This window comes from Cognatilysobacter bugurensis, assembly GCF_014652095.1.
Lineage (GTDB): Bacteria > Pseudomonadota > Gammaproteobacteria > Xanthomonadales > Xanthomonadaceae > Cognatilysobacter > Cognatilysobacter bugurensis.
On sequence record NZ_BMYD01000001.1, the window covers coordinates 673827 to 686203 of the forward strand.

General features: G+C 66.0%; 12 protein-coding genes. 9 read left to right on the forward strand and 3 right to left on the reverse strand.

Going from position 1 to position 12377, the window contains the following annotated elements:
• Positions 1–96: 96 nt before the first annotated feature.
• Positions 97–939, reverse strand: a complete 843-nt coding sequence (locus tag IE075_RS03175) for a class I SAM-dependent methyltransferase (RefSeq protein ID WP_189453217.1) — start codon at positions 937–939, stop codon at positions 97–99.
• Positions 940–1531: 592 nt separating this feature from the next.
• On the opposite strand from IE075_RS03175, the gene IE075_RS03180 reads away from it, so the two are divergent.
• From IE075_RS03180 to IE075_RS03205, 6 genes are all read left to right on the forward strand, one after another.
• The gene (locus IE075_RS03180) at positions 1532–2773 is read left to right on the forward strand and encodes a tyrosinase family protein (RefSeq protein ID WP_229792286.1); all 1242 of its coding nucleotides are present in this window, start codon (positions 1532–1534) and stop codon (positions 2771–2773) included.
• A 216-nt stretch (positions 2774–2989) separates the two neighbouring features.
• Positions 2990–3334 (forward strand): hypothetical protein, encoded by a 345-nt coding sequence (locus tag IE075_RS03185; RefSeq protein WP_189454887.1) that lies wholly within the window; start codon positions 2990–2992, stop codon positions 3332–3334.
• 165 nt (positions 3335–3499) lie between these two features.
• Positions 3500–4423 (forward strand): M14 family metallopeptidase, encoded by a 924-nt coding sequence (locus IE075_RS03190; RefSeq protein ID WP_189453221.1) that lies wholly within the window; start codon positions 3500–3502, stop codon positions 4421–4423.
• A 199-nt stretch (positions 4424–4622) separates the two neighbouring features.
• On the forward strand, positions 4623–5408 hold the full coding sequence (locus IE075_RS03195) for a hypothetical protein (RefSeq protein ID WP_189453223.1): 786 nt from the start codon (positions 4623–4625) through the stop codon (positions 5406–5408).
• A gap of 790 nt (positions 5409–6198) precedes the next feature.
• Positions 6199–7641 (forward strand): tyrosinase family protein, encoded by a 1443-nt coding sequence (locus tag IE075_RS03200; protein WP_229792287.1) that lies wholly within the window; start codon positions 6199–6201, stop codon positions 7639–7641.
• Positions 7642–7793: 152 nt separating this feature from the next.
• Positions 7794–8138 (forward strand): hypothetical protein, encoded by a 345-nt coding sequence (locus IE075_RS03205; RefSeq protein WP_189453227.1) that lies wholly within the window; start codon positions 7794–7796, stop codon positions 8136–8138.
• Positions 8139–8300: 162 nt separating this feature from the next.
• Here the strand turns inward: IE075_RS03205 and IE075_RS03210 are convergent, their stop codons facing one another.
• Complete coding sequence (locus IE075_RS03210) at positions 8301–8489, reverse strand: CsbD family protein (protein ID WP_189453230.1); 189 nt, start codon at positions 8487–8489, stop codon at positions 8301–8303.
• 328 nt (positions 8490–8817) lie between these two features.
• On the opposite strand from IE075_RS03210, the gene IE075_RS03215 reads away from it, so the two are divergent.
• Genes IE075_RS03215 through IE075_RS03225 form a run of 3 tightly spaced genes read left to right on the forward strand, consistent with a single transcriptional unit; the run spans position 8818 to position 12142 of the window.
• Positions 8818–10302 (forward strand): SulP family inorganic anion transporter, encoded by a 1485-nt coding sequence (locus IE075_RS03215; protein WP_189453232.1) that lies wholly within the window; start codon positions 8818–8820, stop codon positions 10300–10302.
• A gap of 10 nt (positions 10303–10312) precedes the next feature.
• Positions 10313–11206 carry a universal stress protein gene (locus IE075_RS03220; RefSeq protein WP_229792288.1) on the forward strand — a complete coding sequence of 298 codons (894 nt, stop codon included), beginning with the start codon at positions 10313–10315 and terminating at the stop codon, positions 11204–11206.
• Positions 11207–11224: 18 nt separating this feature from the next.
• Entirely contained in the window at positions 11225–12142 is a 918-nt protein-coding gene (locus IE075_RS03225) for a 2-hydroxyacid dehydrogenase (RefSeq protein ID WP_189453234.1), read from the forward strand.
• A 20-nt stretch (positions 12143–12162) separates the two neighbouring features.
• Here the strand turns inward: IE075_RS03225 and IE075_RS03230 are convergent, their stop codons facing one another.
• Entirely contained in the window at positions 12163–12360 is a 198-nt protein-coding gene (locus IE075_RS03230; protein ID WP_189453236.1) for a hypothetical protein, read from the reverse strand.
• Positions 12361–12377 lie beyond the last annotated feature (17 nt).

Consider the following 12377-nt stretch of genomic DNA (forward strand, 5'->3'; position numbering starts at 1 on the left):
CGCGGAGAAGCCGGAATGGCGCGGGTGTGAGGCGAATCTGAAGTCCGGCGGTCGCGGCCTCTGCTTACCGGCCTGCGTCGCCTTTGGAGTGGGGCACTACCTGCGGACGCCCAGCACGCCGTCGAGCGCGAGTCGAGTCTTGAATCCCGCGGCCTCGAGGCGCTTTGCCACCTCGCGCGGTACGTCCCGCCCGCTGGTCAGCTTGTTCGGACTGCCGGTGTAGTGGAACAGCCGCGCGCCGCGCCGGGCCACGCGTGCGAGCTCCCCATAGAACGCCTGCGAGTACAGCTCGCCTGCGATGCCGAACCGCGGCGGGTCATGCAACAAGGCGTCGAACGCGGCGTCGGGCAGGGTCGTGATGGCCTGCGACACGTCCGCATGCGACAGCTGAAGCCGGCCTCCGGCCGCCGCCGCATCGGGGTCAGGCGACCAGGGGTTGAGTGTGCGCAGCCACAGGACGTCGGCATTTTTCTCGAACGAGCGAATGCTCGCCGCCCCCGCCTCCAGGCAACGGCGCGCGAAATAGCCCAGCCCGCCGCAGGTGTCGAGCACGGGCTTGCCGCGCGGCTCGACCAGCGCGACCTTTCGTTGGGCATCGTCGAGCGGAGACTCTTTCGATGTCGGCAGCATCTTGATGCCGTCGATCTCGAAGGTAGGCACCTGCCATTCCGTGGGCACCAGCTTGATCAACGAGCCTGAGAATCGCGATACGGGCGCAAACTCCTCGCCATCCCAGAAGTAGATCGTGCGGTCCTTGAGCTTGGCGGGATAGGGGTAGGACCCGTCCCGCCACCGCCATTGCGTCGCGTCCAGCAGCACTTCCTCCTGCGTGCGACCGAGGTCGAGCGTGCCGGGCCACCGGCCGTGCCCGGCGCCGCGCGCAGCGAGGATCGCGTCGAGCGTTTCGCGGGTCAGTAAGGGACCGGTGTAGTGCGGCAAGTAACGAACTCCGATCAGGGGCTGGGGACCCAAGGTGTGTGCCGCCAAGCGCGTCGACCGCGCAGTGTTGAGCCGTTTGGCAAGCATCCGAGCCGCCAGCCAAGGATGACAGGGCGCGAACTATACGGTCGGGATCCTACGCGCGCACCTGCGAGCGCAACCCGCGCTTAAACAGGGTCGAACGACATGACTGCAGCGGCTTCGTATCTCGCTGTTAGTCGTATGTCCGACACGGCGTGCAAGTCACAGGCCAGCTTGGTGTCGTGCGGCAAGTCAGATGCGCTTGTAGTAGGCGCGCGCGGTCCGTAAAGACGCCCATCCACGCTCTCTTATAAAGCTTGCGCCGCTGGGTGGGCGCCGCTGGTAAAGGCATCCATCAATCCAACAAAGGCCGTGCCTGCGATATGGATGAGGACGAAATTAATCAAGAACAAATCTTATAAAGGTCTGTCCGTCCGCGCGGGGTACGGGCGTTGTCACGCAATGCCACGGATGTTCTGGCGTGATGCCGCAGCTGCGGACGCGGCGCCTTGCGGGGGCAAGCACAATGGCTACGATGTCTCGTCGCGCATTTGTCCACGGAATCGCGACCGTGCCAATAGGTTTGTGGGCCGCGCGCGTGACGCACGCGCAGCCGGTCGCGACGTACGTCAGGCCGGATATCGCGAGCACACGCGGGCGGGAGATGGTGCGCATTCTCGCCGATGCCGTGCGCCGGATGCGCTCGCGCAGTGATCGCGATGCACGAAGCTGGCGATGGCAGTGGTACACGCACTTCGTCAGTGGATCGACGACAAAGGCATCCGAGCTGAGCCGCATTTTCGGCACGGCATGGAGCGCGCAGCGCGCCTTCGCAAATGAGGTGTGGAACACCTGCCAGTCCCATGCCGGACAGAACCCCAACCATTTTCTTCCGTGGCATCGGATCTACGTTCACCATTTCGAGCACATCGTCAGGGAGGTGAGCGGTCGGCCGGATTTCGCTCTCCCGTACTGGAACTACACCTCGCTCGATCCCGCCAAGCGTGGCGTCGTCCCGCGCGAGTTCCGGCTCCCGAACGATTCCCTGCTGTCGTCACTGCACCGTGCCGACCGCACCGGCCTCGCAAACGCGGGACTGCCGATCCATCGAGATCAGCCCGGCGATCCCATGGATGTGCGCACGGCCATGAGCCGGCAGAGTTACGTGACCGTCGGATCCGTCAACGGCTTCTGCAGGGAAGTGGACGCCGGCATCCACGGGCGCATCCACGTGTTAGTGGGCACGCGAATGAACATGGGGCAGATCTCCTACGCGGCCCAGGACCCGCTGTTCTGGGTGCATCACGCGAACATCGATCGCCTGTGGGCGAGTTGGAACGAGAACGGCCGCATCAATCCGACCTCCGGCAGCTGGCGCGACCGCAGATTCGTGTTTGCCGACCGCCTGGGAATGCGCGTGACGGCGCGCCTGCGCGACGTGTTCGATGCCCGGGCACTCGGTTATGCGTACGACCGATATGTCGGAGTGGACGGCCGCGAGCGCGCCGCGTCGACGTCACTTGCCGCTGAAACGGGCTCCACGCTGAGCAACCTGGCAGCGCGTGGCGACGCGACGTCACGTGTACCGGAGCATGTTGCCTCTGCGAGGCCGCTCGAGCTGGCCGGCGGGGGTACACGGGCCGGCCTTCGCATGAAGGAGGGTTATCCGCTCACCGGACTCGACCCGGGCGGGCAACGCGCAAGCCACCTCGTCGTCAAGAACCTCCACGCTCGGGCGCTGTCCGGACGGACCGGCCGATCGAACTCGTCGTCGTCCCCGGTGGCAGGCCCACCCGTGACGCGCGGCCTATGATCGGGACGATCCAGCTGGTCTGGCAGTGATGGAAGACAGCAGTGAGAGCCGACGCCGTCGCCTACGCCGCACTTCGTTCAAAGGATGAGCTTGTACACACGTTGCCGACAGCAATGAATCGCCCGCAACACTTAACGACTTGCTTGCACTTCCCGGCGCCGGGGGTCGCATCCTGCGCCCGACGCACTCAGCGTCATGCCCAAGCGGAAGCTCACGATGACCATGAATAAGTTGTTCCTTGCCGCCTCGCTCGGCCTTGTTCTCGCAGCTTGCGCAGGTGAGCAGGCTGAAACGGCGGCCGTGGAAGCCCCTGCGGCCATCGAGGCGCCGGCTGCCGGTGAAATCCCGCAGGCGGGTGCAGAAGGGATCGTTACGGGTTCGCCCGAAGAGAACGTGATCGGCACTGATGCCAATGTCGGCGCGACGACTGCCGATGCGGGCGCACTTGGTGAGCCTGTCGTCGATCCGAACGCCCCCACGGTCGCGGATCCGATGACCACTGAGCCCGTCCTCGAAGGCAACGCCGAGGTTGACGCAGAGGCCGAGTTACCGGTTGAGTAAGCGCGTTGGTTGCGGCCCCTGGCAGGGGCTGGCCAGTGCTGGTTGTTCCATCGCCGGCCCGCGGAAGCGGGTCGGCGTTTTTGTGCAATGCAGGCGCAGCCCCACCCGGGCCGTCCCAGCGCCGGTGCTACAGTCCCGGCCCTTCGCCAGCGCGGTAATCGACGTATGCACAGCCCAGCGCCTTTCTATCCGATTGGGACCCCAGGCATCGCCTGGACTGACGCGGAGCGCCTGCAATGGCGCACGGGCCAGACTCGGCACCGCAGCTACGCTGACGACGTGATGGCGCGGATCGAGCAGCTGCGGCGCGGCTTTGACGTCCGGGAATACGGCGATGTCACCTATGAGGGCGTGCGTTTTCCGCTGCTGGCTGTTCGAAGCCGCGACTGGGACGACGCTCGGCCGGTCGGTCTCGTGACGGGCGGTGTGCACGGCTACGAAACCAGCGGCGTGCACGGGGCGCTCGAGTTTCTCGAGCGCTACGCGACGCAGTACGTCGGCCGAGTCAACCTGCTCGTCGTGCCGTGCGTAAGTCCGTGGGGTTACGAGCGCATCCATCGGTGGAATTTCGACGCGCTTGACCCAAACCGGTCGTTCCGCGAGGGGAGCGGCTGCGGCGAAGCCGAGGCACTGCTGCGGCTCGTCCAACCGCTTCGGTCCCGCGTGCTCGTACACATTGACCTGCACGAAACCACCGACAGCGACGAGAGCGAGTTCCGTCCGGCAAAAGCGGCGCGGGACGGCGAGGCATTCGAGCCCGGGCACGTCCCCGATGGCTTTTACCTGGTCGACGACAGCGAGAATCCGCAGCCCGCGTTCCAGCAGGCGATCATCGACGCAGTCGCGCGCGTGACCCACATTGCGCCGGCCGACGAGCGCGGCGAGATCATCGGCTCGGCGGTTGTCGCCCCGGGCGTCATCCGCTATCCCGTGCGCGAACTCAGCCTTTGCGCCGGGATCACCGGTGCGCGCTACACGACGACGACCGAGGTGTACCCCGACAGCCCGCGCGCATCGTCCGAGCAGTGCAACGCGGCGCAGGCGGCCGCTGTGTGCGCTGCGCTCGACTACGCGATCCCTCACGGCTGAGGGCAGCGGGGGAAGGGCGGGCCGTCAGCCTGTCGGCCGACAGGGGCAAAGAGGTCGGGCTGGGGTTGAGGTGCCGAAGCCCAGCGCCCGTAGGCGGCGCCGCGCACATCGCTGAACGAGGTATATCCGAATTTGGCCGTTCGCGGCCGCATGCTCCGGGTTGCTACGTGTTGTCCATCAGCCAACCAAAGCGCCGAACGTGGACTCTCATAACGTCAGCCCTGCGCACCTCCTCTGGACCGGCGGATGGGACTCCACGTTCCAGCTGCTGCGCCTCCTGCTCGTACACCGCCGCCCGGTAGTCCCGATCTACCTCGTCGACGAACGCCGGCCCTCGCTTAAGATCGAGCAGCGCACGATGACGCGCATCCGCGAGCGCCTCGCGGAACTGCATCCTCACACCCGCGAGCTCATGCGGCCGACCGACTTCGCGCCGGTGGCGGACATTGCCCCGGATCCCGAGGTGTCGGCGGCTTACGCACGTCTCGATGCGCGCTGTCGTATCGGAACGCAGTACGAATGGTTGGCGCGCTTCTGCCGCCAGCGCGGGCTCAGCGACGTCGAGATCGGCTTCGAACGCGAGCGCTACGGCGCCGGCGGTCTGTTACTCGACCTCACCGTTCCCGGCGTTTCCGAGGGAGGTGGATATCGCGTGCATCGGCTGCCCCCCGGCCACGGCGATGACGACGTCGATACGGTCTTCGGGTCCTACGTGTTTCCGCTGTTCGACGTCACCAAGCAGCAGATGGCGCGCGAAGTGGATGACCGGCGCTGGCGGCCGCTCATGCTTGAGACATGGTTTTGCCATCGGCCGGTCCGCGGCCGCCCGTGCTCGCGCTGCCACCCGTGCCTCAACGTGATTTCGGCGGGTCTAGGCTGGCGCATTCCGCGCGACCGGCGCGTGCTGGGTGCGATGCACCGGCTGACCATCGGCTCGCTGAAGTCCGTCGCGCGGCCGCTCGTGCAGCGCCTGCGCAGCTCCTGACTCCACTGCGGCAGCCTCGAGCTGCCGCATTTCGGTCGATACACTGATAGATCTGACGGGCCCGCAATGGGACCGCCGGGTGGTTCGCACCGCGGACCGCGTATGTCGGTGCGAATTCGCGTGGCGTTTCGCATGCCTCGCCTCACGGAACAGTCCGCGAGATTGAGTGTGTTGTCGATCGGCGATTGGGCTGCAGCGGCTCAACCGATCCGCTGCCACTCGCGCCGGTTGGCTCCGGTTTACCGAATCGGCTGTGCACCTCTGCCTTCGGTCGGACACACGTACGTGATGCGCGCCGCCAAGCCGCAGCGCGAACGCAATTCACAGCAGCGAAGGCACGTTTGGCACTCGTATTGGTCGAGCCGGTCCTGCGCGCTGCGCAGAGGCACGCCACTCCATTTCCGAAACATTTCGAATCTCGAGCGCGTACATTCGTTCGCGTGTTCGACGCGTCTATGACGTATTAATTGACCCAGCGCGCCGGAAACGCGCTTTACCTGATGCCGCTGATCGGCGTCCTACGGACCGCAACGTCGTGCAATCAAAACATCGCCACAAAAATTAGCCGGATTTAAACCCGGTTGTCACGGCGAGCGCGACAGTATCGATCTCGCAGTAACCCAGCGGATGAGACACGTTATAGCCGTTCAGGCACGCATGTCCGTCCGTCAACCGCCAAAGCGTTCAGTGCAGTGCCAAGGACCTACGCGGGCCCCGCAGCCAGGCCGGACGCCATAGCCAGCGAGACACCATCATGCCGCCCATCTCCCGTCGCAGTTTTCTCCGCGGAATGTCCACGGTCCCGATTGGCCTGTGGCTGGCGAGCAAAGCTCACGCGAACACACCGTTTATCCGTTACGACATTGCGTCGCCTGAAGGGCAGAGCATGCTTGCCACGCTCTCGACCGCGGTGAAGCAGATGAAATCGCTGAGCGACGCAAATCCCCGCAGCTGGCGTTGGCAGTGGTACACGCATTTCGTAAGCGGATCGACCACGAAGCAGGCCGAAATCGACCGCCTGTTCAGCGCAACCAGCTGGCGGCGTGTACTCGCTGAGGAAATGTGGAACACCTGCCAGTCCCATGCGGGGCAGAACTACAATCATTTCCTGCCGTGGCATCGCATGTATGTGCTCTATTTCGAGCAGATCGTGCGCGAAGTCACGGGCAGGGCTGACTTCACGCTGCCGTACTGGAACTACACGTCCGCCGACCCGGCCAAGCGTGGCGTCGTGCCCGCGCAGTTCCGCTTGCGCTACGACTCGACCTGGGCGCCGCTGTACCGCTCCAACCGCTCGACGCTGGCGAACTCGGGCCAGCCGATTCACCAGAACGAGCCGACCGATGTCATGGACGTCCGCGGGCTCATGGCCAGCGAGAGCTACAGCAACATCGGAAGCGTCAACGGCTTCTGCCGTGGGGTCGACTCGAGCATCCACGGTCGAATTCACGTGTTGACGGGCAACAGCACCAACATGGGCAAGATCTCGTACGCGGCGCTGGACCCACTGTTCTGGGTGCATCACGCGAACATTGACCGCATGTGGGCAAGCTGGAACGCGAACGGCGGGGTCAATCCGACCTCGGGCACGTGGCTCGATCGCGAGTTCGTATTCGTCGACGGAGGCGGCCAGCGAGTCTCGGGCCGTCTGCGTGACTTTCTCGATGCCTCGTCGCTGGGCTATTCGTACGACCGGCTCATCGGTCCAGACGGCAGCGAGGATGGCGTGAGCACGTTCGCAGCGGCGTCGTCAGCGCGTCGTAACAGCGTAGGGCGGAACCCGGAGCGGATCGGCTCGGGCAAGCCGATGGAGCTCGGGGCACAGCCGGCACGCACGACGCTCACGATCGACGACGGCCGTCCCGAGACTGCGCTGGACCCGACGGGGCAGAAGCGGACCTACCTCGTGGTCAAGGACCTGCACACATGGCAGCAGCCGGAGGCGTTGTTCCACCTCTACGTCACGGCGCGCGGAGGCGGCCCGGTGCGCGATTACCACGTGGGCGATATCCACTTCTTCGATGCGGAGTTCCACGACCACGGCAGCAGCCCGCTCGACGAAGCGCTCGGCGAAAACTTCAACAGCTTCGATATCACGGAGGTGCTGAAGCGCCTCGTCGCCCGCAAAGCGATTAAGCCGGGCGTGCCGCTCGAACTCGTCGTGGCCGCCGGTGGCCGCCCGACGCCGGGCGCGAAGCCGCTGATCGGAACCGTACAGCTGGTCTGGCAGTAATGATCCGCACCGCGTGCCGCCGCTAAGGCGCGCACGCGGGTAAGGAGTGCACCCGGTCTTAAGCAAATCAACAGCGGCCGTGTATAAGCCTGCTTCGCTGCTACCGCGATAGTCACCGATCGGGGATACGTCAGACGATGGATCCAATACTGATGTTGCAAGTCGCAGTCGCGCTGTACGCGCTGGCGGCGCTTGGCGGGTTGGCGATGGCCGGCATTCGATTCGTACGCCATCGCAACCCGCCATCCTGGCTCGCGATGGCGCACGGCCTGCTCGCATCGGCCGGTCTCACGCTGCAGTTGTACGCCTCGCTCGTCGCGGGCGCGCCGGGCTCTGCGCTGTTGTCGGCGTTGCTGTTCCTCTTGGCGGCCGCGGTCGGCGTCTGGCTCAACCTGCGGTACCACGAGGCGGATACCCCGCTGTCGAAGCGCACCGTTCTTGCGCACGGGGCCGTCGCGATCGTGGCTTTCGCGCTGTTGTTGTTCGCAGCGTTTTAAGCGCCTCTGCGGCCCCCTACGACTCGCTTCTAGCCCCTCGGGTCGACCGGCGCCTGAGACGCCCAAGACAGAAGGCACCAGCCGCCGCGCTACCCGAGCGGGCCACGCATGCGGCCGGTGCCACTCCAATCGCGTGTCCGCCCGCGCGGACACGCTGCGGAATCAGTGCCGCGTCGCGTCGATGTCGCGCGCGTCGTCGCGCGCTTCGCCATATTCGCGCTGCGCTTCACCGAGCTTCTGCTGCACGCGGCCGCGCGTTTCCTGCGAATGGTCGTCGGTCATGTCACCGACGATCTCGTTGACCTTGCCCTTGATCTCGGTCTTGGCGCCTTCTTTGCGATGCTTGTCCATGGTGTTCCTCCCGGTGGCCGCAACACGCGGCCGTGCTTCGTGTATAGCGCTGCGCGAATTCGGCTGTCGTGACCGCCAGGGCTGGTTTCCGTTAACCAAGTCTCTGCTCGCCCCCCAGCGTTTGCGGTCGGGGGCCACGGAATGTCCCTCGGTGTCCCGGGCCCCGGGACGCGGTCGAGTACAATGCGCGCCGTTTTACAGCCGATCGGACGCATCGTGACCACGCCGCCCTAATAGCCCAACCGACGGGCGCCCGCACAGGCGGGTCGCGGCATCGCGTCTTCTTTCGATCAACGCGCCGGCATCGTCGCCGGCCGAGGGCTTTGTCTTGAATTCTGCTTACCGACCGGGCCAGGAATGGTTCGGCAACGTCCGCGGCGATCTGCTGGCCGGTCTTGTCGTGGCACTCGCACTCATCCCTGAGGCAATCGCGTTTTCCATCATTGCGGGCGTCGACCCGAAGGTGGGTCTGTACGCGTCGTTCTCGATCGCGACCGTCATCGCGTTCGCCGGTGGTCGACCGGGCATGATCTCCGCTGCAACCGGGGCAATGGCGCTGGTGATGGTCGACCTCGTGCGGGACCACGGCCTGCAGTACCTGCTCGCTGCGACGATCCTCACGGGCGTGCTTCAGATCATGGCCGGCGTGCTCAAACTCGGCACGCTGATGCGGTTCGTGTCGCGGTCGGTGATTACGGGCTTCGTGAATGCGCTCGCGATCCTGATCTTCATGGCGCAGCTTCCCGAGCTCATCGGCGTGTCGTCGATGGTCTACGTCATGACGGCGGCAGGGCTGGCGATCATCTACCTGTTTCCCTACCTGACGCGCTCGATCCCGTCACCGCTCGTGGCCATCGTCGTCCTCACGGCCGTTGCGGTCGGCTTCGACATCGATGTGCGCACCGTGGGCGACATGGGCGAGCTGCCCGACAGCCTGCCGGTCTTCCTGCTGCCGGACGTGCCGCTCAACCTGGAGACGCTGCGCATCGTTCTTCCCGTGTCGATCACGCTGGCGATCGTCGGCCTGCTCGAGTCGCTGCTGACGGCGCAGATCGTCGACGACCTCACCGACACGCCGAGCAACAAGCATCGCGAATCGGCCGGGCAGGGCATCGCGAACATCGCGACCGGCTTTATTGGCGGCATGGCGGGCTGCGCGATGATTGGGCAGTCGGTGATCAACGTGAAGTCGGGCGGGCGAGGGCGGCTGTCGACGCTCGTTGCAGGTGTCGTTCTGTTGATCCTGGTCGTGTTCGCGGGCCCGTGGGTCAAGCAGATCCCGATGGCGGCGCTCGTGGCCGTGATGATCATGGTGTCCATTGGCACCTTCAGTTGGAGCTCGATCCGAAACCTGCATACGCATCCGCGCACATCGAGCATCGTGATGATCGGCACTGTGGCAGTCACCGTCGTCACGCACGACCTCGCCAAGGGCGTGCTGACGGGCGTCCTGTTGTCGGCGCTGTTCTTTGCGCGCAAGGTCGGGCGCGTGCTGCACGTGGGTTCGACGCCGGGCGAGGGCGGTCGGTCGCGCGAGTACGTGGTCACGGGACAGGTGTTTTTCGCGTCGGCCGATGCATTCGTGTCGGCATTCGACTTCAAGGAGGCGCTGGAGCACGTCACTATCGACGTCCGCGGCGCGCATTTCTGGGACCTGAGCGCCGTGGGCGCACTCGACAAGGTCGTGTTGAAGTTTCGGCGCGAGGGTGCGCGAGTCGATATCGTGGGGCTCAACGACGCGAGCGCGACGATCGTCGATCGACTCGGCGTGCACGACAAGCCGGATGCCGAACGGCTGATGGGCGGACATTGAGGAGGCCCACATGGACAACCAACGTTCCGGTCCGCAGCCGCTGATTCACGCCAGTGGCTGCGTCCTGGCCGCGGTCGATCCGTCGGCCTACGCGCTGAGCGTGGCCGACCTAGCCGGCTGGGCCGCTGCACGCATGGATGCCCCGCTGGAACTGCTGCACACCTTGGACCGACGCGCCGCGGCATCGTCCACCGACCTCAGCGGCGCCATCGCGCTCGGTGCGCAGGAGGCGCTGCTCGAGCAGTTGGCCGATCTCGATGCGCGCGGCATGACGCTCGAGCAGGCACGCGGGCGCTCGCTGCTCGACGGACTGCAGGCCCGTCTGGGCGTCCGCTCGGGCATAGAAACGAAAACCCACTTGCGCCACGGTGCGCTGCCCGACTCCCTGATCGACCTCGAGCCCGCCGTGCGGCTGTTCGTGATTGGCAAGCGGGGTGAGCATGCCGTGACGTTGGAGGGACACCTCGGCAGCAACCTCGAGCGCGTGGTGCGCGCCGTCCATCGGCCCGTGCTCGTTGCCGCGCGTGGGTTCACGGCGCCTAGTCGGTTCGTCATCGCGTTCGACGGCAGCGCAACGACGCGACGGTGCGTTGAGATGGTGTGTGCGAGCCCGCTGCTGAAGGGCCTCGCGTGCCATGTCGTCACTGCGGCGCAGCCGTCCGACTCGACACAGGCGCAGCAGGACTGGGCGCGCGGCGAGCTCGAGACCGCGGGTTTTGCGGTGCAGCTGCACCTCGCGGTTGGCGACGCCGACGAGGTGGTGGCTCGGCACGTCGAGTCGCTGCAGGCGGACCTGCTCGTCGCCGGCGCGTACGGGCATTCGCGCATCCGGCAGTTCATCGTCGGCAGCACCACCACGCAGCTGCTTCGGCAGTGTCGCGTGCCGGTGCTGTTGCTGCGCTGACCGCGGCGAATGCGTGTGATGGACGTCCTCGTCTGCACATCGAAGGACCAGACCGCGTGGCGTGACGCTCTCGCCGCGCGTTTACCCGCGGCTCGCGTGCACGCCGGCCCGGACGCGCCGCCCTGCGACTACGCCGTCCTGTGGAAGCCGCCCGGCGATCTCTTTGCCCACCAGCCGCGGCTCAAGGCGATGTTCTCGCTGGGGGCAGGCGTGAACGGGCTGCTGGCGATGCAGGAGCTCCCGCGTGACGTGCCGCTCGTGCGCATGGAAGGGGCGGGCATGGGGCCGCAGATGGTCGAGTACGCGCTGCACGCGGCCCTTCGGGAGCTGCGCGGATTCGGTGGGTATGCGGACGCCCAAGCGGCCGCCTGCTGGAACCCCGGCCACGCACGCGCGCGGCGCGACCTGACTGTAGGCGTGCTCGGCCTCGGCGTGCTCGGCGGCGCGGTGGCATGCGCGCTCGCAGATTTCGGATTCGACGTCGTCGGCTGGAGCCGGACGCCACGCACGCTCGAAGGCGTCGACTGCCTGCACGGCAACGACGGTCTCGACGCGGTACTGGGGCGCAGCCGCCTGCTCGTGATGTGCCTGCCGCTGACGCCAGACACTGACACACTCCTCGACGCGACGCGCCTTGCGCGTCTGCCGGCGGGCGCCGCCATCGTGAACATCGCGCGCGGTGAACTGATCGACGACGCGGCACTGCTCACCGCGCTCGACGCGGGGCACATCGGGGCGGCCTACCTCGATGTGTTCCGCGACGAGCCTTTGCCGCCGTCGCACCCGTACTGGCGCCACCCGCGCGTGATCGTCACGCCACACATCGCGGCACTGACCGACGTGCATGCGGCCTGCGATCAGGTCGCCGACAAGATCCGCTGCCTCGAAGCCGGCCTGCCGATCAGCGGCGTAGTCGAGCGCGACCGCGGCTACTGACGACGGCGATACGGCTTACGTCAATCGTTGTTGTTGCTGTTGTTGACGTCTTCCTCGCCATGCATGAAACGGCGCTTCCCGCCGGGCGCGTCCGGATCCTGCGACTGCTTGGCGTCGACCCAATCGTTGAACGTCTGCTTGTGCTTGGCCTGCGGGTCCGTGTTGTTCATGCCGCGGGGCTGTTCCTGGTTCTGCGATTTGTCTTTCTGGTTGCTCATTTCAACTCCTTGGTGGT